General features: G+C 74.0%; 24 protein-coding genes. 15 read left to right on the forward strand and 9 right to left on the reverse strand.

All coding sequences use genetic code 11. From position 1 onward, the window contains the following. Positions 1-41: 41 nt before the first annotated feature. Both MODMU_RS09455 and MODMU_RS09460 read right to left on the reverse strand, forming a co-directional pair. The gene (locus MODMU_RS09455) at positions 42-854 is read right to left on the reverse strand and encodes a phosphocholine cytidylyltransferase family protein (RefSeq protein ID WP_083869704.1); all 813 of its coding nucleotides are present in this window, start codon (positions 852-854) and stop codon (positions 42-44) included. Further along, positions 841-1971: a CDP-glycerol--glycerophosphate glycerophosphotransferase gene (locus MODMU_RS09460; RefSeq protein WP_041795133.1), complete on the reverse strand. Its 1131-nt coding sequence runs from the start codon at positions 1969-1971 to the stop codon at positions 841-843. The genes MODMU_RS09455 and MODMU_RS09460 overlap by 14 nt, the downstream gene beginning before the upstream one ends. A gap of 188 nt (positions 1972-2159) precedes the next feature. On the opposite strand from MODMU_RS09460, the gene MODMU_RS09465 reads away from it, so the two are divergent. The 3 genes from MODMU_RS09465 to MODMU_RS09480 all read left to right on the forward strand — a co-directional run bounded on the left by MODMU_RS09465 (position 2160) and on the right by MODMU_RS09480 (position 3991). Next, complete coding sequence (locus tag MODMU_RS09465) at positions 2160-2435, forward strand: hypothetical protein (protein ID WP_041795134.1); 276 nt, start codon at positions 2160-2162, stop codon at positions 2433-2435. Next, on the forward strand, positions 2432-2674 hold the full coding sequence (locus tag MODMU_RS09470) for a hypothetical protein (protein ID WP_014740003.1): 243 nt from the start codon (positions 2432-2434) through the stop codon (positions 2672-2674). Before MODMU_RS09465 ends, MODMU_RS09470 begins: the two co-directional genes overlap by 4 nt. A 666-nt stretch (positions 2675-3340) precedes the next feature. Beyond that, positions 3341-3991 carry an NAD(P)H-binding protein gene (locus MODMU_RS09480; RefSeq protein WP_014740005.1) on the forward strand — a complete coding sequence of 217 codons (651 nt, stop codon included), beginning with the start codon at positions 3341-3343 and terminating at the stop codon, positions 3989-3991. Between the two features lie 45 nt (positions 3992-4036). Here the strand turns inward: MODMU_RS09480 and MODMU_RS09485 are convergent, their stop codons facing one another. Continuing rightward, entirely contained in the window at positions 4037-6775 is a 2739-nt protein-coding gene (locus MODMU_RS09485) for an ATP-binding protein (RefSeq protein WP_014740006.1), read from the reverse strand. 237 nt (positions 6776-7012) lie between these two features. Between MODMU_RS09485 and MODMU_RS09490 the strand changes: the two genes are divergently transcribed. Continuing rightward, positions 7013-7420, forward strand: coding sequence for a RidA family protein (locus MODMU_RS09490; RefSeq protein ID WP_014740007.1), 408 nt, complete (start codon positions 7013-7015; stop codon positions 7418-7420). 104 nt (positions 7421-7524) lie between these two features. After that, a complete protein-coding gene (locus tag MODMU_RS09495; RefSeq protein ID WP_014740008.1) occupies positions 7525-8073 on the forward strand; it encodes a hypothetical protein in 549 nt (182 codons plus the stop codon). A gap of 74 nt (positions 8074-8147) precedes the next feature. Here MODMU_RS09495 and MODMU_RS09500 read toward each other — a convergent pair whose 3' ends face one another. Continuing rightward, positions 8148-8900, reverse strand: a complete 753-nt coding sequence (locus tag MODMU_RS09500; RefSeq protein ID WP_014740009.1) for a DinB family protein — start codon at positions 8898-8900, stop codon at positions 8148-8150. Positions 8901-9319: 419 nt separating this feature from the next. Continuing rightward, positions 9320-9751: a MarR family winged helix-turn-helix transcriptional regulator gene (locus tag MODMU_RS09505; RefSeq protein ID WP_014740010.1), complete on the reverse strand. Its 432-nt coding sequence runs from the start codon at positions 9749-9751 to the stop codon at positions 9320-9322. A 110-nt stretch (positions 9752-9861) separates the two neighbouring features. On the opposite strand from MODMU_RS09505, the gene MODMU_RS09510 reads away from it, so the two are divergent. The 4 genes from MODMU_RS09510 (at position 9862) to MODMU_RS09525 (ending at position 13053) form a co-directional block, all read left to right on the forward strand. Further along, on the forward strand, positions 9862-10674 hold the full coding sequence (locus MODMU_RS09510) for an alpha/beta fold hydrolase (protein ID WP_014740011.1): 813 nt from the start codon (positions 9862-9864) through the stop codon (positions 10672-10674). Positions 10675-10868: 194 nt separating this feature from the next. Continuing rightward, entirely contained in the window at positions 10869-11636 is a 768-nt protein-coding gene (locus MODMU_RS09515) for an amino acid ABC transporter substrate-binding protein (protein ID WP_197537400.1), read from the forward strand. Then, complete coding sequence (locus MODMU_RS09520; RefSeq protein ID WP_014740013.1) at positions 11633-12301, forward strand: amino acid ABC transporter permease; 669 nt, start codon at positions 11633-11635, stop codon at positions 12299-12301. Before MODMU_RS09515 ends, MODMU_RS09520 begins: the two co-directional genes overlap by 4 nt. Beyond that, positions 12298-13053, forward strand: coding sequence for an amino acid ABC transporter ATP-binding protein (locus tag MODMU_RS09525; RefSeq protein ID WP_014740014.1), 756 nt, complete (start codon positions 12298-12300; stop codon positions 13051-13053). Before MODMU_RS09520 ends, MODMU_RS09525 begins: the two co-directional genes overlap by 4 nt. A gap of 31 nt (positions 13054-13084) precedes the next feature. Here the strand turns inward: MODMU_RS09525 and MODMU_RS09530 are convergent, their stop codons facing one another. Further along, positions 13085-13975 carry a helix-turn-helix transcriptional regulator gene (locus MODMU_RS09530; RefSeq protein WP_014740015.1) on the reverse strand — a complete coding sequence of 297 codons (891 nt, stop codon included), beginning with the start codon at positions 13973-13975 and terminating at the stop codon, positions 13085-13087. Positions 13976-14205: 230 nt separating this feature from the next. Between MODMU_RS09530 and MODMU_RS09535 the strand changes: the two genes are divergently transcribed. The 3 genes from MODMU_RS09535 to MODMU_RS09545 are packed head-to-tail and all read left to right on the forward strand — an operon-like array spanning position 14206 to position 16575. Further along, positions 14206-15090 carry an aldo/keto reductase gene (locus tag MODMU_RS09535; RefSeq protein WP_041795139.1) on the forward strand — a complete coding sequence of 295 codons (885 nt, stop codon included), beginning with the start codon at positions 14206-14208 and terminating at the stop codon, positions 15088-15090. 39 nt (positions 15091-15129) lie between these two features. Further along, entirely contained in the window at positions 15130-16152 is a 1023-nt protein-coding gene (locus MODMU_RS09540; protein WP_166503443.1) for a zinc-binding dehydrogenase, read from the forward strand. A gap of 15 nt (positions 16153-16167) precedes the next feature. Then, the gene (locus tag MODMU_RS09545) at positions 16168-16575 is read left to right on the forward strand and encodes a (R)-mandelonitrile lyase (protein ID WP_014740018.1); all 408 of its coding nucleotides are present in this window, start codon (positions 16168-16170) and stop codon (positions 16573-16575) included. Positions 16576-16801: 226 nt separating this feature from the next. On the opposite strand, the gene MODMU_RS09550 is transcribed toward MODMU_RS09545, so the two are convergent. After that, the gene (locus tag MODMU_RS09550; protein ID WP_014740019.1) at positions 16802-17488 is read right to left on the reverse strand and encodes a DNA alkylation repair protein; all 687 of its coding nucleotides are present in this window, start codon (positions 17486-17488) and stop codon (positions 16802-16804) included. Between the two features lie 216 nt (positions 17489-17704). Here MODMU_RS09550 and MODMU_RS09555 point away from each other — a divergent pair, with 216 nt between their 5' ends. Continuing rightward, on the forward strand, positions 17705-18760 hold the full coding sequence (locus tag MODMU_RS09555; protein ID WP_014740020.1) for a medium chain dehydrogenase/reductase family protein: 1056 nt from the start codon (positions 17705-17707) through the stop codon (positions 18758-18760). 29 nt (positions 18761-18789) lie between these two features. Further along, complete coding sequence (locus MODMU_RS09560) at positions 18790-19446, forward strand: TetR/AcrR family transcriptional regulator (protein WP_014740021.1); 657 nt, start codon at positions 18790-18792, stop codon at positions 19444-19446. 26 nt (positions 19447-19472) lie between these two features. Here MODMU_RS09560 and MODMU_RS09565 read toward each other — a convergent pair whose 3' ends face one another. Continuing rightward, positions 19473-20453, reverse strand: coding sequence for an aldo/keto reductase (locus MODMU_RS09565; protein WP_014740022.1), 981 nt, complete (start codon positions 20451-20453; stop codon positions 19473-19475). A gap of 135 nt (positions 20454-20588) precedes the next feature. Here MODMU_RS09565 and MODMU_RS09570 point away from each other — a divergent pair, with 135 nt between their 5' ends. Further along, complete coding sequence (locus MODMU_RS09570) at positions 20589-21458, forward strand: helix-turn-helix domain-containing protein (RefSeq protein ID WP_014740023.1); 870 nt, start codon at positions 20589-20591, stop codon at positions 21456-21458. Here the strand turns inward: MODMU_RS09570 and MODMU_RS09575 are convergent. Further along, entirely contained in the window at positions 21451-22368 is a 918-nt protein-coding gene (locus MODMU_RS09575; protein WP_014740024.1) for an excinuclease ABC subunit UvrC, read from the reverse strand. The two genes, MODMU_RS09570 and MODMU_RS09575, sit on opposite strands and share 8 nt — an antisense overlap. Between the last annotated feature and the right edge of the window lie 111 nt (positions 22369-22479).

Raw genomic sequence — 22479 nt, forward strand, 5'->3', positions numbered from 1 at the left:
GGGGGCCGGGTGCCGCGTCAGCACGGCACCCGGCGTCCGGCTCAGCCGAACTCGGCGTCCATCGGCTCGAGCACCGAGCGCGAGCTCAGCCAGGTGTTGGCGCGCGCGAGGTCGCTCTCGAAGTCCACCTCCACGGCGGAGAACCGGGAGATGTCCAGCGGGCGGAAGCGCACGCCGGCCTGCTGGATCGCGGTCTCCATGGCCCGCTCGAAGTAGTCGCTGTCCGCGCAGGCGGCGAGGTGCTCGACCAGCACCGGCTTGTCGGCCGCGGACACGTAGTTGATGCCCACGGCCTCGCCGAGCCCGCCGACGACGGTCTTGGACAGCTCGGCGACGTACCCCTCCTCGTCGAGGGTGTACTTCACCTCCTCCTCGGCCACGGTGGAGGTGTCGACGCAGACGAAGCTCTGGTCGGCGGCCACCAGCTCGAGCGTCTGGTCCAGCACGGCCGCGTCGAACACGACGTCGCCGTTGAGCCAGAGCACGCCACCGGGCGGGGAGGTGCGCAGCGCCCGCCACAGGCTCTTGGAGGTGTTGGTGCGCTCGAACTCCGGGTTGAAGGCGAACAGCAGGTCCGGCTGCGCACGCATGATCCGCTTGCTGCGGTAGCCGACCACCGCGGTGACCCGGGTGGCCGGGCCGAAGACCTCGCGGACGCCGTCCAGCTGCTGCTGCATGATGCTGCGGCCGTCCATCAGCTGGGTCAGCGGCTTGGGCAGCGACCGGCCCAGCCGGGTGCCCATCCCGGCGGCCAGGATCACCACCTGCGGTGCCGGGTGCGCCCGGGGGGTGAGTTCGACGGCGCACGTCTGACGGTCACGGGCGGCGGTCCTGATCGGCTCAGTTGTGCGCATGCTCAACTCCTCGGTGGATCTGCGGTGCAGGGGTGGGCCCGCCGGCGGTGGCCGGCGGGAAGAAGCGGGCGACGACCCGGTCGGTGGCGTGGCCGTCCTCCAGCGAGCAGAACGTCTGCTGGAACCGCTGGTAACGAACGGGGTCCTGCCCGTGTCCCCGGGCGAGGTCGGCCAGGGCGGCCAGGACCTCCGCGCCGGTGCTCAGCAGCGGGCCGGGCGCGATCGAGGCCAGGTCGACGTAGAAGCCCCGCAGGTCGTCGCGGTAGTGCTCGATGTCGTAGGTGAAGTGCAGGACGGGGCGCCCGGTCACCGCGAAGTCGAACATGGTGGAGCTGTAGTCGGTGAGCAGGACGTCGGCGGCGAGGTAGAGCACGCCGACGTCGGGCTCGTCGGAGACGTCGACCACCCGACCGCTGGGCAGCGCCAACCGGTCGGCGACCATCGTGTGCAGCCGGAGCAGCAGCACGTGGTCGGCCGGCAGACCACCGACGAGGTCGTCGAAGTCCGCCGGGAAGGCGTGGTCGGGCCGGCCCTCGGTCATCACCAGGTCGTCCCGCCAGGTCGGGGTGTACAGCACGGCCGTCTCCCCGTCGGCGATCCCGAGCCGCGCCCGGACCGCCGCGCGGACCCGGTCGCGGTCGGGGGCGCTGAGCACGTCGTTGCGCGGGTAGCCCGTCTCGTGCACCGGCCCGGTGTAGCCGAAGGCGCTGCGCAGCCGGGGCGTGCTGGCCGCGTTCGGGGACAGCAGGTGGTCCCAGCGGGCGACGTCCCGGTCCAGCGCGGTCAGCAGGCCGCCGGTCGGGGCGCTGACGTCGCGGTGCATCCGCTTCAGGGGCGTGCCGTGCCAGGTCTGCAGGTACGTCGTCCCCGGTGACTTGTCCCAGTCCAGCGAGATGCCGTTGTTGGCCACGACGACGTCGGCCGCCTCGAGGGCCGCCCGGCCCGCCGGGCTGCCGTACACCGCGGTCGCCACGCCCGCCGGGAAGTCGCCGCGCCGGTCCTCGCGGACCAGCCAGGTGTGGGAGAACTCCTCGCCCCTGTCCTGCAGCGCCTCGAAGATCGCGCGCGGGCTGTCCGAGTACCGGCCGGAGAAGCTGCTCCAGACGACCGCCGTCACCTCGGGGTCCGCGCGGGCGCGGGCCGCCGGGCCGGAGGAGCGGGACGGCAGGGACGATGGGGCATCGGGCCTCCTCCAGGGAGCGGTCGAGGTGCTGGGTCAGGGGGCGGTGCGGGTCGTGCAGGCAGCCGGGCGACGCGGTGGGGTCGTCGGCTCGAGCGGTGCGTCCCGGCGTCGGGAGCACGGCCGTGCAGCTGCCCGCCAGGCGGAACGGTACCGACCTCAGGTGTCCACGAGGTCACGGTCAGCCCACGGCGAGCTGGATCGGCATCGCCGGGACGGAGAGCCTCTCCTGGCTGAAGCGGCTGCTGCCCGGCGGCTCGGCCACCGAGCTGGTGATCGACGCCTGGAACGGCGGCGTTCCCGTGGCCGACTCGCTGCTGCTGCTGCTCCCGACCTTCGGCTGGGTCGTCGTCTCGGTCGCGCTCGCCGCGAGGTTCTTCCGCTGGGAGCCACGCCGGTGACCGGTCCGAGCGGGCAGGACCTGCTGCTCGTCGACGACCTGGTGCTGCTGCTGATGGACGACGACGGCGCCTCGGTGCAGAGCGCCGGGACCCTGCACCACACGGCAACGCGGGCGCAGGAGCTGGAACGCGGCCAGTGGGGCGCCGCGGCGGTCGACACTGGAGTGGCACGGACCGCGGCGGGGATCGCCGCCTCCAGCGCCGCCGCGGCCATCAGCGTCTCGACCGCCACCAGGTGAGCGCACCCGGCCCCGAGTCGGCGTCGGTCACGGCGGCCCGGCAGCTCGCCGCGGACTCCCAGGATCCCGGGCGGTGGGTCCGCCGACTGCCCGAGGGCCAGCTCGCGCGGCGTCGTCCCCGTGCGACCGAGGCGAGGACGGTGAGGCAGACCGCCATCCGTCCGCTCGGGCGGCCGCCGCCCGACCACGTCGACGTGACGGGGTCCGCGAACGACCCGACCGTGTCCCAGTGGAGGCTCAGCCGGGTTCGTCCCGTACCGGACGAGGGTCCGGGACGGGAGTCGGATCCCCCCGGTGCTGGGGCACCTGCGTGAGGCATCCGTAGCGACCAGCAGCGGACCTACGGGTTTCCTACCGACGCGAACGTGCCGCCGTCGACGCGAGCCTGATGGGCATGAACACGACCAGCCGAGTGGAACAGCCCGTGGAGTGCGAGGCGCGGCCACGGGCGGTGTCCGGCAGCGAGATCCCGACCGTGGTCGGCCGTCGCGCGGTCCGCTGCGCAGCGTCCGTGAGATCGCTCAGGTGGGCCCTCGCGTTCTACGGAGGCTTCTGCTCCATCCCCGTCGGGATGGCCGCGGCCACCTGGTTCGGGGAGTGATCCCGGACTGCTCACCCCATCGACGCGGGCGCCCCCGCGCATCCCCGGCAACGAGGAGGAGCACCGTGAAGGTGTTCGTCATCGGGATCAGCGGCGCGGTCGGCGGACTGCTGGCAGAGGAGCTGACCGGCCGTGGAGACGTCGTCTCGGGACTCGTTCGCCGGGACGACCAGCGCGCCGCCCTCGCGTCGCGGCACATCGAGGCGCGCGTCGGTGACATCGGGGTCATGACCGCCGATCAACTGGTGCCTCTGCTCAGCGGGTTCGACGCGGTGGTGTACAGCGCAGGCTCGAACGGCGGGAGCCGGGCGGTCACGGATGCCGTCGACGGCGAGGGTGTGGTGCGGACGCTCGAGGCCGCCGGTCGCGCCGGCGTGACCCGGTTCGTGCTGGTCTCCGTGCTGCCCGAAGCCGGCCGCGAGCTGCACCTCGACGACGACCACGAGCACTACTTCGCGGTGAAGAAGCTCACCGATGTCGCGGTCAGCCTGAGTGACCTCGACTGGCTGGTCCTCCGGCCCTCGATGCTCGTCGACCGCCCCGGTACCGGACGGGTCGCCCTCGGCCCCGCCCAGCCGCACGACGAGATCCCGCGCGAGGACGTCGCCGCCACCCTGGCCGAGCTCCTGCACGAACCCCGGATCCGCCGGCAGGTCCTCGAGCTCAACGCGGGCGAGACCCCGACGGCGCTCGCCGTACGGGCGCGCATCCGATGAGATCGACGCGCTGGACGGACCGTTGGGCGGCACCGGCCTGTCCGGTCAGGGGAGCTGCAGCTCCCTGAGCTGCCGGCGGGAGGTGATGCCCGCCTTCCGGAAGATGTTGCGCAGGTGGGCCTCGATGGTGCGCGGGCTCAGGAACAACTGCGCACCGACCTCCCGGGACGTGGCGCCGGTGGCCACCAGCCGCGCGATGTGGAGCTCCTGGGCGGTGAGCGCATCGGTCGGCCGAGCGGTCCGGGTGCGCGGGTGCTCGCCGGTGGCGCGCAGCTCGCGGGCGGCGCGGGCGGCGAAGGCCTCCGCGCCCATCTCCGAGAGCATCGCGTGAGCGGTCCGCAGCTGGTCACGGGCGTCCTGGCGACGGCCCTCCCGGCGCAGCCACTCGCCGTAGACGAGGTGCGTGCGGGCGAGGTGGGTGGCGATCCGGCAGCCCCGGAGCTGCTCGATGGCCTCGCGGTAGTGCTCCTCGGCGACCGGCCCTGCGCTGATCATGGCGCGCGACCGCGCTTCCAGCCCGAGCGCCCACGGGGTGCCGCTGGCGCGGGCCCGCGTGCCGAGCTGCTCCACTGCAGCGGCCGCGCGCTCCGGCCGGCCGGAGCGGACGGCCGCCTCGACCAGCTCGGGGAGGGCCAGGTTGCTGTTCGCCAGCTCGGAGGAGGCGGACGCCAGTGCCGCGGCCTCCTCAGCCGCCGGGTGGTCGCCCAGGCCGTTGTGGAGCACCGCCAGCGCGTACTGCGCGATCGTGACCTCGGCGCCGTCCGCGGATCCGCCGGCCGCCTGGACGGTGGACGCGTGCAGCTGCCGGGTCTCGGCTCCACGGCCGCACCACGCGGCCAGGACGAGCTGGGCGTTGCGCAGGGGGCGCGCTCCGGTCACCCGGGTGATCGCGGTGCTCTCGGCTGCCAGCTCGGCGGCGTGGGTGAGCTCGCCGGCGAGCAGCAGGGTGACGGACAGGGCGGTGAGTGCGGCAGGCAGCGCGGACAGCGCGCCCGCCTCGCGGGTGAGCCGGACGTGGCGGTCGACCAGCACGAGGGCCAGCTCGTCGTCGTAGAGCCCCACTGCGGTGCGGCTGGCCAGCCAGAGCCAGCTGTCGTCCCCGTACCGGCCGGGCCCTGCGGTCTCCTGGCTCCGGAATGCCTCCAGCGCCCGGCGGAGTCCGGGCACGCCCGACCCGTACCCCCGGGTGTACGTCGCGACCAGCCCGTCGAGCAGGAGGTCCACCGTCCCTGCCGGTCCCGGCGGTGCGGGTGCGGCGCGAGCGGCCGTTGCGACATCGAGCACGCTGCGGCTGCGGCCCGAGCCGCCGATCACCAGCGCCGCGTCGAGCGCGTGCAGGTACGTCTCCCGGGCCAGCGCGGCGTCCAGCGGCGCGAGAGCCGCGGCGGCGTCCAGCAGCATCCCGGACACGCCGTCGGCACGCGTCAGCTGGAAGTCGACCCGGGCGCGCAGCAGCTGCAGGCGGGCGCGTTGCCGGGCGTCCAGCGGTCCGGCCGCAGCCACGGTCAGCAGCTCGAGGGCGGCCTCGGACGCGCCGGCCTGGTGCTTGACCTGCGCAGCCTCCAGCGCCCGCCCGGCACGGCGGGCGGGCTCGGGGGTCAGCTCGGCCGCCCGCTGCAGGAACGCGCCTGCAGCGGCCGACCCGCCGCGGGCGCGGGCCCGGTCGGCCGAGAGCTCCAGCTCGGCGGCGACCTCCTCGTCGGTGCCCGAGAGGGCCTGCGCGCGGTGCCAGGCGCGGCGGTCGGGATCGACCTGCGGATCGGTCGCGGCGGCCAGCGCACCGTGCGCGCGACGGCGGTCCGGCGGGGTGGCCGCCCGGTAGACCGCCGAGCGCACCAGGGGATGACGGAACCGCACCCGGGTGCCGATCTCCACCAGACCGGCGGCCTCCGCGGGTGCGGCCGTCTCGCGGTCGACCCCCAGGTGATCGGCGGCGCGCCACAGCAGCGCCGGGTCGCCGGTCGGCTCCGCCGCAGCGACCAGGAGCAGCAGCTGCGTCTCCACCGGCAGGCTGCCCGAGCGGCGCTGGTAGACGTCCTCGATGCGCCGCGGGACGCTCAGCACGTCCGGTAGCTCGAACCCGCCGGCCAGCTGCGAAGGCTGCGCGCCTCGGGGCAGTTCCAGCAGTGCCAGGGGATTGCCGCGTGCCTCGGCGACGATCCGATCGCAGACGTCGTCGTCCAGCGGAGTGGGCACCTCCGCGGCCAGCAGCGTCCGCGCGTCCGCCTCGGTGAGCCCGTCCAGGCGCAGCTCGGGCAACCCGGCGAACGGGTCGACGTCGCTCCCCGTGGGGTCGCGCAGGGCGAACACCAGCGCCACCCGTTCGGCCGCCACCCGCCGCGCCACGAACGCCAGGACCTGCGCGGACGCCTGGTCCAGCCACTGCCCGTCGTCGACAAGGCACAGCAGCGGGGCCTCCTCGGCGACCTCCGCGAGCACGTTGAGAGCTGCCAGCCCGACCAGGAACCGGTCCGGTGCAGGACCGCCACGCAGCCCGAACGCGACGCCGAGGGCGGCCTGCTGCGGGGCCGGCAGCGCATCCAGGTGGTCCAGCAGCGGCGCGCACAGCTGGTGCAGGCCCGAGAACGCGAACTGCGTCTCCGACTCCACCCCGACCGAGCGCCGCACCCGGAAGTCCGACGACAGGGCGGTCCGACGGACGTGCTCCAGCAGCGCCGTCTTCCCGATGCCCGCCTCGCCGCGGACCACGAGCGCTCCGCTGCGACCGGCGCGGGCGCTGGCGAGGAGCTGGTCGGCTGCCGCGCGCTCCGCGTGCCGGCCCACGAGGTCTGCCAGGTCCGCTCCTCGTCCGGGTCCGCCCGTGCTCGTGGCCGTCAGCCTAGGCGGTCTGCGCCCGTGCGCACCGCGATGACCAGCCAGCTCTCCACGTGCCCGGGATCCGGACGGCGCGGCGAGCCGGCCGTCCCACGGTCACCACGGCAAACGGCTACGTGGCTTCCACCGACGCGAAGGTGCCGTCTGCGCTGCGATGGTGGCGCCACGACGACGAAGGACGCCCAGATGACCGTGCACCTCAACCACCCCGACGGCCTGCTCCAGCAGACCGAGTACGCGCCCGTCGCCCTGGCGGCGGGTTCGCTCCTCCTCCTGCTCGCCGGGCAGGCGGCAGTGACCCCTGCGGGCGAACCGACCTCGGCAGACCTCACGGGTCAGGTCCACTCCGCGCTGCAGAACGTCGCCACGGGGGTCAGAGGCGCAGGAGGCGACGTCCGGGACGTCGCACGACTGACCTTCTACGTCGTCGGCTGGACGCCTGGGATGGCGAGCGAGCTGCTGGCGGGGACCTCGCGCGCTCAGGAGTCCGACGGCTTCACCTCCCCGTTGCCACCCATCACCGTCATCGGCGTCCAGGCCCTGTGGACGCCCGACCTCCTCGTCGAGATCGAGGCCACCGCCGTCCTGACCTGATCGCCCGGGACCGATCTCGTGCGGCTGGGTCCAACACGGGGCTCACCGCCGTCGATGCACCGGTTGCCGTCGCTGCCGCGGAAGGGGTCGATGAGGTGGGAGACGTGTCGGATGCCTTCCTGCTCAGCCTGGCCGGGATCTCCGCGACCCTGCTGGGCACGTTCACCCTCGGGGTGTTCTTCTACCTCGACTCCTCGCGGCACCACGAGCGCGGGACCGGCGCGGCCGCAGACCGCTACATGCGGTCCGGCGCCCGGTGGGTCTTCGCGGCCTACAGCCTCCCGCTGTTCGTGCCGCTCGTGGTCGCTGGAGTGGGGCCCCGGTGGGCGGCGGCGTCCTTCGCACTGCTGGGCACGGCGCTCGTCGCGGCGACCGTCGACACCTCCCGCCGGATCACGGCCAAGGGGGCGACGCACATGTCGCCGTCCGTCACCGTGAACGAGATCGCGACGACCGTCCTGGTCCTCCTGCTGGTCGCCCTGCCGTGGGCCGCCGGCGGGTGGCTGCCGCGTCCGTCGGCATTCGTCCCGTCGCTGCTGATCGCGCTCGTCGCCGCCTTCACCAGCACGGCGACGTTCGTCATGTACTCCTTCGACCGCGCCGATGACGAGGCGGCGGACACGGCGGAGCGACGGTCCACCGAGGCCGGGTGAGGGACGCCGGCCGGGACGGCAGTGGGGGCGGCGCTCCCGTGGCCACCCGCAGGTGACCTGACCGAGCGGGCGGGTCATCCGCTCGCCCTGGCCTCGATCAGGTCGAGGTCGCGCACGGCGTAGCGGTGGTGCTCCCACTCCTCCTCGAGGATCACGTGCACGCAGCTGAGGGTGGTCTCCGGGTACGCCGGGCTCCACGGATTCGCATGCTGCGCCGCCAGGTCGCCGGGGGTGACGGTCGCGAGGAAGTCCCGCACCATCGCCAGACGAGTGGCCCGGACGTCCACGACCTCCTCGTACGGAGGGGTGCCCGGAGTGAACATCGACGTGTCGAGCCCGTCCTCACCGCCGCTCGTCTGGCCGATCGGGCTGAACGGCTCGTCGATGCCCAGCACCGCCCGGCCCAGCCAGGCATCGGTGGCCAGGACCAGGTGACGCAGCGTCTGCGAGAACGACCACTCACCGTCGACGGAGACGTCGACCGTGCCGGGTGGCATCGCGCCGACGCGCTCCAGCGTGGCGGCCCACGTGCTCTCGAGCGCGGCCCATGCCGCACGCAGGTCGCCCGGGTCCTCGGCCCGCCGCTGGCCGCGTCCGGGGAAGCGACGGTTCAGTTCGGCCTCGACGAAGGGCGCGACGTCCACGCCGTTGACGATCAGCACGCCATCGCCGCCGGTGAGCCAGGGCGCGTCGATGTCTGCGCTGTCCACCGTGACCCCGCGCATGACAGCAGCCGACAGGTCGCACCCGACGAATCGGGCCCCCCGCAGGTCGGCTTTGACGAACTCTGCGCCCTTCAGGTCCTCCGATCGGCCGGACGTCGCCATGACCTCTCCTCGTCGGGCTCCGTTCGTGCCGGTTCGTCGACCACCCACTGGTCGAGCGCCACGGGACTCCGAGTCGGCCCCTGGCCAGGAGGTGAGCTGGGCCAGTCTCGCAGGAACCAACGCAGCTGGGGCTCGGGGCGGCCGGAAGGCGTCGGTCCGGGGCCGGACGGCGGCCGTGGCCGGCCGACGCGCACGGGAAAGTGGCTGCGGCCGTGGTGAGCAGGAAGACCTTCCCGCCGAGCTCGAACACGTACCCGTCCGGGCCGACGGGGTGCTCCCAGGCGCTCGACGCCAGCTCCACGGCGGTCGGCTCCGCGAGGTCGAGCAGCGTCTCGTCGTCCGGCGCCCCGCGCCACATCGGCGGCCGCTGGGATCCACCTCCTCGCCGGCCCGTCCAGGCGGTTTCTGCGCGGCAGTTCTCAGGACTGCTCGGCCGCGGTGCTCCCTTCCGCAGCACGGACCAGCAACGAGTGCAGCGTCGCCAGCTCCGTCTCGGAGAGCCCGCCGAGCGACTCCTCGAGCACGCCGTCGACGATCGCGGCCCCTTCGGTGCGGACGCGGTCGCCGGTGGCGGTGAGCCGGTGCTGGACCTTGCGACCGGGGCCGGCGACGCGTTCCAGCAGGTCCCGCTCGACCATCCGCCTGGCCAGCTCGCCCATGGACTGGTCGGTCTGGAAGGTCAGCACGGCGAGTTCGTGCACGGAGGCGTCCGGGTTCGCGTGCAGGTGGCGGAGCACGTCCCACTGGACGAGCGAGAGCCCGAGGGCGGCCAGGCGCCTGTTGGCCTCGCGGTGGTGGCGCCACTGCAGGCGCTTCACGGCCAGGCCGACGTCCTGCAGCGAGATGCCCATGCCAGCAGCCTATGCCACTGGGCAAGGGACCTTGTACAAGGTTCCTTGTATTATCACGACCGCGGCCCCAGCGAGGACGCCGTCAGCCCCGTACCGATCGAGGAGCCCGCATGACCAGCACCCACCGCCTCACCGTCGCCCTCGCCGCAGGCGACACGACCGTGGACGTCTCGCTCTCCGAGCAGGGTGCGGGCCACCCCGTCCTGCTGCTGCACGGCGGGGGCGGCCCGTTGACCGTGACGCCGTGGGCGGAGCGGCTCGCCGGGGCGCGGCCGGCACGCGTGCTCACCCCGGTCCACCCGGGCTTCGCGGGTACTCCCCGGCTGGCCGAGCTGGACAGCATCCGCGGCCTGGCGGCCGTCTACGTCGCCCTGCTCGACGCCCTGGACCTGCGGGACGTCACGGTCGTCGGCAACTCCATCGGCGGCTGGGTCGCCGCGGAGATGGCGGTGCTCGGGTCGGCGCGGGTCAGCAGCTACGTGCTGGTCGACGCCGTGGGCATCGAGGTCCCCGGCCACCCGGTCGCCGACTTCTTCGCCCTCACCCCGGCCGAGGTCGCCCAGCGGTCCTACGCCGACCCCGCCCGCTACGGCGTCGACCCGGCCGCGCTGCCCCCGGAGGTCCGCGCGGCCCTGGCCGGGAACCGCGTCGCTCTCCAGGTGTACGGCGGTGTCTCGATGACCGACCCGACCCTGGCCGCCCGGCTCGGCACCGTCACGGCACCCGTCGCCGTCGTCTGGGGCGAGGCCGACCGCATCGGCGATCCCGACTTCGGTCGGGCCTACGCCGCCGCGGTGCCCGGCGCGACGTTCGTCCTGCTGCCCGGTGCGGGGCACCTGCCCCAGATCGAGGCCCCCGACGCCCTGATCGACGTCGTGTGGGACGTCGCCGACGCGCATGCCGCGTCCCGGCCGTCCGCGTGACGAGGTCGTAGGCGACCGACAGCCGCAGCGACCGGACCCGGGACGGTGGGGTCCGGGCGGTCGTGTTGTGCGTCCGGACACCCGGCGGAATGCTCGTGCGTGCCAGACCGGTTCCCCAGGCGGCGGGAACTCCTGCCGGACCCCGAAGACCTGAACCGATGAACCCGGAGCCCACCGTGCGCACGCGCCTGTCCGTGACCGTTGCCCTCACCGCCGCCCTGCTGCTGACCTCCTGCGGCGGCGACTCCGACGACGCGGGCGGCAGCGCCGGCGGCTCGGACGACGTGCTGCGCGTCGCGACCGAGGGCACCTACGCGCCGTTCTCCTTCCACGACCCGGACAGCAACGAGCTCACCGGCTACGACGTCGAGGTGGCCCAGGCCGTCGGCGACGAGCTGGGCATGGACGTGGAGTTCAGCGAGACGCAGTTCGACGCGATCTTCGCCGGCCTCGAGGCCGACCGGTACGACGTCATCGCCAACCAGATCGGCGTCAACCCCGAGCGCCAGGCGAAGTACCTGTTCTCCACGCCGTACACCGTCTCGAACGGCGTCGTCATCACGCGGGCCGACGACACGAGCATCACCTCGCTGGCCGACGTCGCGGGCAAGCGCAGCGCGCAGTCGACCACCAGCAACTTCGCGCAGGTCGCCACCGACGCCGGCGCGCAGATCGAGGCCGTCGAGGGCTTCACCCAGGCCATCACCCTGCTCAAGCAGTCGCGCGTCGACGTCACGATCAACGACAGCCTGGCCTTCCTGGAGTACCAGAAGTCGACCGGTGACCAGGACGTGAAGATCGCCGCCGAGATCGACGACCCGAGCGAGTCGGCGTTCGCCTTCCGCAAGGACAGCGCCGACCTGCAGACCCAGGTGGACGGCGCCCTGGAGACGCTGCGTGCCGACGGCACGCTGGCCGAGATCTCGGAGAAGTACTTCGGCGAGGACGTCAGCGGGGAGTGAACGCGATCGACTGGGACCTCGTCCGCAGCAGCCTCGGCCCGCTCTTCCAGGGGCTGCTGCGGGGCACGCTGCCGCTGACCGCGGTGAGCTTCGCGCTGGGGCTGGCCATCGCCCTGCTGGTCGCGCTGATGCGCCTGTCGGGCAACCGGCTGGTGTCGGGGCTCGCCCGGTTCTACGTCTCGGTCATCCGCGGCACGCCGCTGCTGCTCCAGCTGTTCATCGTCTTCTACGGGCTGCCCTCGTTCGGCGTCACCCTCGACCCGTGGCCCAGCGCGATCATCGCGCTGTCGCTCAACGTCGGGGGCTACGCCTCCGAGGCCATCCGGGGGGCGATCCTCGCGGTGCCGCGCGGGCAGTGGGAGGCGGCGATGACCGTCGGGATGGGCCGGGTCACGACGCTGCGCCGGGTGGTCCTGCCGCAGGCGTCCCGCATCGCTGTCCCGCCGTTGAGCAACACCCTCATCTCGCTGGTCAAGGACACCTCGCTCGTCTCGGTCGTCCTGGTCACGGAGCTGCTGCGCGAGGCCCAGGTGATCGCCGGACAGAGCTTCGAGTTCTTCACCCTCTACGGCGTCGCCGCCGTCTACTACTGGATGGTGTGCCTCGTGCTCTCCTTCGGGCAGACCCGCCTGGAGACCCGGCTGTCCCGGTACGTGGCCGCATGACCGCCCCGCTGCTGGAGGCCCGCGGGCTGGTCAAGTCCTTCGGGGAGAACCGGGTGCTGCGCGGCATCGACGTCGCGGTGCCGGCCGGGTCGGTCACCTGCCTCATCGGGCCGTCGGGCTCGGGCAAGACGACGGTGCTGCGCAGCCTCAACGGGCTGGAGACGCCGGAGTCCGGCACGGTGCGGGTCGGCGATGTCGAGCTGGACTGGTCGACCCGGCCCGACACCCGCGCGGTGTCCCGGCTGCGCGGGCAGAGCGGCATGGTGTTCCAGTCGCACAACCTCTTCCCGCACCTCACCGTGCTGGACAACGTGACCTCCGGGCCGGTGTTCGCCCAGGGCCGGCCGCGCGCTCAGGCGCAGGAGGAGGCCCGGGAGCTGCTGGCCCGCGTGGGCCTCGCGGACAAGGCCGATTCCTACCCGGTGCAGCTGTCCGGCGGGCAGCAGCAGCGCGTCGGCATCGCCCGCGCACTGGCCACCCGGCCGCAGGTGGTGCTGTTCGACGAGCCGACCAGCGCCCTCGACCCCGAGCTGGTCGGCGAGGTGCTGCGGGTGATGCAGTCGCTGGCCGCCGACGGCTGGACGATGGTCGTGGTCACCCACGAGATGCGGTTCGCCCGCCAGGTGGCCGACCAGGTGCTGTTCCTCGACGGCGGCGTGGTGGTGGAGCAGGGCCCGCCGTCCGAGGTGCTCGTGGAGCCGCGCGAGGCCCGCACCCGGCAGTTCCTGCAGCGGCTGCTCGACCCCCTGTAGCCACGGGCCGCACCAGCCGACCGGGAGCCGGTCAGCTGCTGGACGTGCTGACGGCCTCGGTGGCCAGGTCGTCCTGCGAGGCCGCCCAGGAGGCGAGCAGCCTCAGTGCGTCGGCGGTGGGCGTGCCCGGAGGAGCCGAGTAGACGTTGAGCTGCAGGCCCGGTGACGAGCTGAGCTCCATGCCCTCGAAGTCCAGGTCCAGCTGCCCGACCTCGGGGTGGCGCAGCCGCTTCTGCCCGCTGCGGTGGAACGTCACGTCGTGGGACGCCCAGCGCTGGCGGAACAGCTCCGAGCGGGTGGACAGCTTGCCGACCAGCTCGATCAGCGCCTTGTCGTGCGGGTTCCGGCCGGCCTCCAGCCGGAGCATCGCCGCGGCGTCGTTGGCGATCCGGTCGTAGTCGACGAAGAAGTCCCGCGCGGCGGGGTCCAGGTAGACGAACCGGGTGGTGTTGGCCGGACGGCGGGGGTCGGCGAGCACCGGTGAGTACAGCGCCCGCGCCAACTGGTTCATCGCCACGATGTCGTGCCGGCCGTTGCGCACCCACGCCGGTGCGTCGGTCATGGCGTCGAGCACGTGCTGGACGGCGGGCCGGACGGTGGTCGCGGGCCGCTTCCGGGGGGTGGTGGAGTGGCCGCTCGCCCGGGCGAGGGAGAAGAGGTGGGTGCGTTCGGCCTCGTCCAGCCGCAGCGCCCCGGCCAGGGAGTTGAGCACGCTCTCCGAGGCGCCGGCAAGGCTGCCGCGCTCCATCCGGACGTAGTAGTCCACCGAGACGCCGGCGAGCAGCGCCACCTCCTCGCGGCGCAGGCCCTTGACCCGGCGGTTGCCGCCGTAGGCCGGCAGCCCGGCCTGCTCCGGGGTGATCCGCGCCCGTCGGGTGCTCAGGAAGTCGCGGATCTCCGCGCTCAGGTCGGTGCTGCTCACGGATCCACGGTAGGCAGCCGCCGGTGCTGGTGGGAGGCACTGCCAGTACCCGGGACGACCGTCACTCCTGGCGCGGACGCGCAGCCGACCAGAGGCGTCCACCGGCGGAACGGTGCCGCCGTCGACCGGCCGGACGCCCGGGTGAGCGCGTGAGCGCCGAGGGAGGTACTGGCAGTGCCCTGTTCGACAGCCACTGCCAGCCGGCCGGAACGGCGCCGAGCATGGAGTCCATGAGCAGCTCCGCCTTCACCCTGAACAACGGCGTCGAGATCCCCGCGGTCGGCTTCGGGGTCTTCCAGACACCGCCCGACGAGACCGTCGCGGCCGTGCAGACCGCGCTCGAGGTCGGCTACCGGCACATCGACACCGCAGCCGCCTACGGCAACGAGCGCGAGGTCGGCGAGGCCGTCCGGCGCTCCGGCCTCGACCGGTCCGAGGTGTTCGTCGAGACGAAGGTCTGGGTCACCGACTACGGCTACGACACCACGCTGCACGCCTTCGACAAGAGCGCCGGCAAGCTGGGCATCGACCAGATCGACCTGCTGATCCTGCACCAGCCGCTGCCGACGGAGTTCGAGCTGACCCTGGACGCCTACCGGGCGCTGGAGCAGCTGCTGGCCGACGGCCGGGTGCGCGCGATCGGCGTCAGCAACTTCATGCCCGACCACCTGACCCGGCTGCTGGCCGAGACCTCGGTCGTCCCGGCGGTGAACCAGATCGAGGTGCACCCCTACTTCCGGCAGCCCGAGCTGCTGGCGGCCGACGCCGAGCACGGGATCCTGTCCCAGGCGTGGTCGCCGATCGGCGGCATCACCTTCTACCGCGACGGCTCGCACGGCAGCACCCTGGCCGACCCCACCATCGGGGCGATCGCCGCGGCCCACGGCAGGACGCTCGCGCAGGTGATGCTCCGCTGGCACGTCCAGCAGGGCCGCCAGGTGATCCCGAAGTCGGTCACCCCGTCGCGCATCGCCGAGAACCTCGATGTCCTCGACTTCCAGCTGACCGGCGACCAGCTCGCCGCGATCGACGCGCTGGACACCGGGGTCCGCGGCGGCCCGGATCCGGCCGACATCACCCGCGAGACCTTCGGCCTCGAGATCCCCGAAGCCTGACCACCCCCACGCGAGAGACCCACAGGAAGGCACGAGATCGTGCGAGCAACAGTCATGTACGGCGCCGGCGACGTCCGGGTGGAGCAGCTGCCCGACCCGGCGATCGAGCTCCCCACCGACGCGGTCGTCCGGGTGGTGCGGGCCTGCGTCTGCGGCAGCGACCTCCACCCCTACCACTCCATGCCCGCCTCGGAGCAGGGGACGCCGATGGGCCACGAGTTCGTCGGCGTCGTCGAGGAGGTCGGCTCGGACGTCGTGAAGGTGAAGCCCGGTGACCTGGTCATCGCCCCGTTCGCGTACTTCGACGGCACCTGCGAGTTCTGCCGGGAGGGACTGACCACCTCCTGCCTGCACGGCGGCTTCTTCTCCACCGCGCAGGCCGAGGCCGTGCGGGTGCCGCAGGCCGACGGCACGCTCGTGGTGGCGCCGGTCGGCGAGGACTCCGCCCTGCTGCCCTCGCTGCTGACGCTGTCCGACGTCCTCATCACCGGGTATCACGCGGCCGTCATGGGCCAGGTCTCGGCCGGGAGCTCCGTGACGGTCATCGGGGACGGCGCGGTGGGGCTGCTGGCGGTGCTGTCCGCCAAGCGGCTGGGCGCCGAGCAGATCATCCTCATGGGCCGCCACCGGGCGCGCACCGACCTGGGGCGCGAGTTCGGCGCCACCGACGTCGTCGCCGAGCGGGCCGATGAGGGCATCGCGAGGGTGCTGGAGCTCACCGGCGGCCGCGGCACGCACGCCGTCCTGGAGTGCGTCGGGCACCGGCCGGCCTATGACCAGGCCGTCGGGACCGTGCGCGCCGGCGGCGTCATCAGCCGGGTCGGCGTCCCGCAGTACGAGGAGGCGCCGATCGGCTTCGGCAGCCTCTTCGGCCGCAACGTCCGCCTGGCCGGCGGCCCGGGCGCGCAACGCGCGCACATCGAGGAGCTGCTGCCCGACGTGCTCGAGGGGCGCATCGAGCCGGGCCGGGTGTTCGACCGCACCGTGGCCCTGGACGACACCCCGGCCGGCTACACCGCCATGGACGAGCGCACCGCGCTCAAGGTCCTCGTCCGTCCCTGACAGGAAGGCACTGACATGGAGATCCTCACCAGGCAGCCGTCGGTCGCGGGACCGGCCGAGTGGTTCACCGGCGTCGTCCACTTCGACGTCATCGCGCCGGGTACCGAGTCCCGGGGCAAGGTCAACGCCGTGCACTTCGCCCCCGGGGCCCGCACCGCGTGGCACCGGCACGCCAACGGCCAGACGCTGCACGTCACCGAGGGGGTCGGCCTGACCGGCACCCGGGACGGCGGGGTCGTGACGATCCGCCCGGGCGACACCGTGTGGTGCCCGCCGGGGGAGTGGCACTGGCACGGCGCCGCCCCGCAGCAGTTCATGACGCACCTGGCCATCTGGGACGGCCTCGCCGAGGGGCAGGACGGCCCGGAGACCGAGTGGGCCGAGCACGTCACGGACGCCGAGTACGGACAGGCGCCCGCCTGATCCGACGACGACCCGCCGCGCCGTCGGCCACCTGGGTGCACGGCGCCCCGGTGGCCGACGGCTCCGCCGCGGGGGCTCAGCCGGTGAACTCGTCGACGCCGATCATGACCAGGCCGCCCGCCGCCGGGTGCCCGTGGCCGCGGGCGGCAGCCGGCGTCACCGCGGAGTGGCGGGGACCCGGCGGCCTTCCCGGCGGCTCGCGGAGACGCGTAGGCAGCGCGGGTCGTCACGCCGGTTGCTGGCGGCGCACCATCTCGGCGATCCACACCGGTGCGAAGGGCGACGTGCAGCCGGGGGGCGTCGGGTAGTCCTCGAGCACGTGCAGCCGCTCGCCGATGTCGATGGCCCGGGCGCGCTGCTCGGGGTGCTCGATGCCGATCTGCGCGAGGCAGTGGTTCATCGCCCACTGCAGGCGGTCCGGGGCGTCGGCCAGCTGCGTCTCGATGACGTCGAGGAGGCCGGGGAGGTCGAGCCCGTCGGGCCGCTTCGCCACCCGTTCGGTGGTCAGCGCCCACCCGGCGCTGGCGACCGCCGGGTCGGGGTCGGCGGACCAGGCCACCCGCAGCTCCTCGGCGTGGCCGTTCTTCTTCACCACGTAGTTGACCAGCCAGTCCTGCACCTTCGGCGTGCGGGCCTCGTGCAGCATGGTGTCCAGCTCGTCCCGGGAGAACGCCTTCGGGCGGCAGACCAGCAGTGCGAGCAGGCGGGCGGCGCTGTCGCCGGTCGCCCACAGCTGCCGGGCGAGGTCCTGCTGGGTCTTGAGGCGCTTGGCGAGCTCGCGCAGCCTGCCGAGGTTCACGCCGTGGTCGTCACCGTGACGGGCGTTCACCTCACGGACGGCGGGGTCGTCGAGTGCGGCCAGCTCGGCCATCACCTCGGCCATCGACGTCTCGACCTGCATCGCCTGCGCCATCCACGTCCCCTTCGTGCGGCGTGCACCGAGCCCGGCGCTCCGACTCCACCGGGAGGCGTCCGCCGACGTCGACGGACGCGCGCCTCATGGTGCAGCCGCCGCATCGTCACGTCGAGGCCCACCTGGAGCGGCCTCTTCTATTTACAACCGTTTAGCCATGCTTTAGCTTTACGGGTGTAAAGCCATATCGAGGCCCACCCGCACCCAGGAGCCACCATGACCCGCAGCGCCATGACAGCGGCCGTCCCGGCCACGGGGACCACGATCACCGAGGTCGTGCTCCCCGGCATCGTCGGGCCCGAGGGGTTCCAGCTGCGCCAGCGCACGCTGCCGGCGCCGTCGCGCGGGCAGGTCGTGGTGGCGGTGGAGGCCAGCGGCATCTCCTACGCCGAGCACGCCATGCGCCTGGGCCGCTACCCCGGCCAGCCGAAGTTCCCGTTCGTGCCGGGCTACGACCTGGTCGGCACGGTGACGGGGGCAGGACCGGGGGCCGGTGCCGCACTGGTCGGCCAGCGGGTCGCGGCGATGACCAAGACCCGTGGCTGGGCCACCCACGCCCTGCTCGAGGCCGTCGACGTGGTCCCTGTCCCGGCCGACCTGGAAGCCGGAGAGGTGGAGACCCTCGTCGTCAGCGGGCTCACCGCCCACCAGATGCTGCACCGCCGGGCGCAGGTGCGCGCCGGCCAGACGATCCTGGTGCACGGCGCCAACGGTGGGGTGGGCACCACCCTGGTCCAGCTCGCGGTGCACGCCGGGGTGCGGGTCATCGGGACGGCGTCCCCCCGGCACCACGCGGCGCTGCGCGAGCTCGGTGCGCTGCCGGTCGACTACGGCGACCCGGACCTGGCCGCGCGGGTGCGCGAGCTCGCCCCCGAGGGGGTGGACGCGGTCTTCGACCACATCGGGGGTCCGAGCATCACCCGCTCGTGGTCCCTGCTGGCCACCGGCGGGACGCTGGTCAGCTACGCCATGCTCAAGGACTCCGGACCGATGATCCCGGCGTTCGTGGCCCTGCTCGCCCGGCTGGCCTGGCTGGACCTGGTGCCCAACGGACGACGGGCCGGCTTCTTCGACGTCTGGGGTGGGCACCTGCTCCGCCCGCGCCGGTTCCGCGCCCGGCTGCGCCAGGACCTCACCGCGGTGCTCACCCTGCTCGCCGACGGGGTGCTGCGCCCGCAGATCGCCGCCCGGATTCCGCTGACCGAGATCCGGGCCGCGGTCGAGCTGGCCGAGTCGCGCACCATCGTCGGCAAGGTGGTGCTGGTGCCGTGACCCGGGCGGCAGGTCGTAGCCTGCGTCCGGTGAGCGCGACCACCGATCCCGGCGGGCCCGGCGCGCGGGAGCAGAACCGCCGAGGGCAGGGCGGCCGGCTGCGCGCCGAGATCGTCGCGGCGGCCGCCGAGCTGCTGGACGAGACCGGCACCGAGCAGTCGGTCACCCTGCGGGCCGTCGCCCGGCGGGCGGGGATCACCGCGCCTGCCATCTACGCCCACTTCGCCGACCGGCAGCAGGTCCTGCTGGCCGTCGTGCAGGAGGCGTTCGCCGAGCTGGGGGAGGCGCTGCACGCCGTCGACCCGCCCCCGTCACCGGACCCGGTCGCGCACCTGCGGGCGGTCTGCGCGGCGTACTCGGACTTCGCCGCCGGCCGGCCGCAGCGCTACCGGGTGATGTTCGGTGGCCTGTGGAACGCCGGCGAGGCGCTGGAGCGGGCCAGCGTGACCCCCGCCCAGGTCACCGACCTGGGACAGGACGCCCTCGCCGTCCTGTCGAGCGCACTGCGGGCCTGCGTCGCCGCGGGCCGCTCGACCAGCGACGACGCAGCTGCCGATGCCATCGCCCTGTGGGTCGGCCTGCACGGCCTCGCCCACCAGCGGGCGGTCACCGCCGCCTTCCCCTGGCCCGCCGACGTGGACCGGCGGCTCGTCGACGCACTTGCTCACCTGGACCCGGGGTCCTGACGGGTCGGGCAGGTCGACGACGGGTGTCAGCGGTCGATGGTGGCCATGTTGGCGTCGTCGTGCCGGGCCCCGGTCGCGGGGGTCAGGGCGTCGAGGCGGGCGAGCTGGTCGGCGGTGAGGACGACGTCGTCGGCGGCGGTGTTCTCCTCGACCCGGGCCACCCGCCGGGTGCCGGGGATCGGGGCGATGTCCCCGCCCTGGGCCAGCAGCCAGGCCAGCGCGACCTGGGCCGGCGTGGCCCCGACCTCCGCCCCGACCGCCCGCACCTCCTCGACCAGCCGCAGGTTGGCCGCGAACGCCTCGCCCACGAAGCGCGGGTTGGTCTTCCGCCAGTCGTCGTCCGGGATGTCGGCGGGGGAGCGGAGCGCGCCGGTGAGGAAGCCGTGCCCGAGCGGGGAGTAGGGCACGAACCCGATGCCCAGCTCGCGGAGCAGGGGGAGCAGCTCGACCTCGGGCTGACGGGCCCACAGCGAGTACTCGGTCTGCAGGGCGGTGACCGGGTGCACCGCGTGCGCCCGGCGGATGGTCGCCGGGGCGGCCTCGGACAGCCCGATGTGCCGCACCTTGCCGGCGGCGACGAGCTCGGCCAGGGCGCCCACCGTGTCCTCGATCGGGGTGCCCGGGTCGACCCGGTGCTGGTAGTACAGGTCGATGTGGTCGGTGCCCAGCCGGCGCAGTGAGCCCTCGACGGCGGCGGCGATGTTGGCCGGGCTGCTGTCCGGGGTGCCCACCCGGCCGTCGGCGTGCGAGACCAGGCCGAACTTGGTGGCGACGACGACGGAGTCCCGCCGGCCGGCGAGAGCCCGCCCGACGAGCTCCTCGGAGTGGTACGGGCCGTAGACCTCGGCGGTGTCGATGTGGGTGACGCCGAGCTCGAGGGCGCGGTGGATGGTCGCGATCGACTCGGCGTCGTCCAGCCCGCCGCCGGAGGTGTAGGTGCCGGCCATGGTCATCGCGCCGAGGCCGATCCGGGACACCTCCAGGGCGCCCAGGTGTGCGTTGCGCATGTCAGCTCCTGCTGTGGGGGTCGGTCGGTGGTCACCCCGACCCTGCCCCGGGCCGGCGGGAGCAGGCAGCCCCTGTCGAGAGGGGGTACCGGCAGTGACTCTCTCCGGCCGGCAGGCGGCCCTAGCCTCGGGTGCATGGCCGACACGGACGCCGCCCGCGCAGCCCTCCGGGCCTTCCTCGTCACCCGGCGGGCACGGGTCTCCCCGCAGGAGGCCGGGCTGGCCGTCGTCGCGTCCCGGCGCCGGGTCGCCGGCCTGCGCCGGGAGGAGGTCGCCATGCTCGCCGGGATCAGCGTCGAGTACTACGTGCGGCTCGAGCGCGGCCAGGCAGCCGGGCCCTCGGCCGGCGTGGTGGACGGCGTCGCGCTGGCCCTCCGGCTGGGCGAGGACGAGCGCACGCACCTGGACCGGCTGCTGGCCGAGCTCACCCCCGAGATGCGCAAGCGCCGTCGGCGTCCGGTCGCCGGGACCGTCAGCGAGGGCGTCCAGGTGCTGCTCGACGCCCTGGCGACCCTGCCGGCCGTCGTGCAGAACGCCCGGCTGGACGTGCTGGCCGCCAACGCCCTCGGCCGGGCGCTCTACGCGCCGGTGTTCGACCTGGAGGGCCCGGCCAACAGCGCCCGCTTCCTCTTCCTGGACGAGTTCCGGGCCCGCCAGCTGTTCCCGCACTGGGAACGGATCGCCGACGACACCGTCGCGCTGCTGCGCATCGAGGCCGGCCGCCACCCCGACGACCGGGCGATGCTGGAGCTGATCGGGCAGCTGTCCACCCGCAGCGCCGCCTTCCGCACCCGCTGGGCGAGGAACGACGTCCGGGCGCACAACGCCGGCGTCAAGGTGTTCGCCCATCCCGTCGTCGGCGAGCTGGCCCTGCCCTACGAGAACCTGCTCGTCGACGCAGCGGCGGACCACACGCTCACGGTCTTCACGCCGCGACCGGGGTCGCCCGCGCACGACGCCGTCCAGCTGCTGGCCAGCTGGCGCGCGGCGTCGGGGGTCAGCTGACGGGCAGCGCCGCCAGCCGGGCGGCCAGGTCGGCGTTGCGGCGCAGGAAGGGCACCCACCCCTCGGGCGCCCGGGTGCCGGGCGCCGACCGGGAGCAGGTCTCCTGCTCCCAGGCGTGCAGCCGGCCGTCCCGGATCCGCAGCCGGACCAGGACGTCGTCGCCCCAGGCGGTGACGTCCTGGTCGCCCTCCCCGCCGGGCGCGGTGACCCGCTGCGGCGCGACCACCCACTCGACCGCCTCGATCTCCTGCTGGAGCCGGGCGGCGGCCTCGTATGCCTGCGCCCCGGCCGCGGCGTCGCGCCGGGCGGTCAGCGCCGCCAGCGCGGCGGCGACCGCCGCCGGCTCGCGGTCCAGCACGGACGCCACGGCACCGGCCAGCTGTGCGACGGGGGTGCCGTGCCCGCCGCGCGCCCGCGCCAGCTCGCGCTCGCCGGCGGTGCGGGTCGGGCCGGCGTGGCCGATCGGGTACAGCCGTTCCAGCCCGGACAGGGCCAGCCGCACCTTGCCGGCGCCGAGGTAGGGCCCGAAGCAGCGGACACCCGGTGCCGTCCGGTGCGGGGAGCCCAGGCCCAGCCGTGGCGCCTCCGGCGAGGCGTCCAGGCGGATGCTGACGGGCACCTCCAGGCCGCCGACGATCCGGTTCCACGGGGGCAGCGACCGCTCCAGCAGGTTGCGCTCGGCCCAGGCCGCCTCGTGCGCGGAGTCGCAGACCAGCGCCTCGATCCGGGCGACCCGCTGCACCATCCGCCGCAGGTGGCGGCGGTCCCGCAGGTCGCCCCAGTAGGAGCTGACCCGGCGGCGCAGCGCGACGGCCCGCCCGACGTACAGCACCCGGCCGCCGGCGTCCCGGAAGCGGTACACGCCCGGAGCGGCCGGCAGGGCGGCGACGGCGTCCGGGCGGGCGGGCATGCCCCATCGTGCGCACGGCAGGAGCGCCGGTGGTGGCGCCGCGCCCCACGCTCCCCAGGTGTCCCACCGGTCACGTCCGGGGCCGGATCGGGGAGACGACGAGGGGGACGC

This window comes from Modestobacter italicus (assembly GCF_000306785.1).
GTDB lineage: Bacteria > Actinomycetota > Actinomycetes > Mycobacteriales > Geodermatophilaceae > Modestobacter > Modestobacter italicus.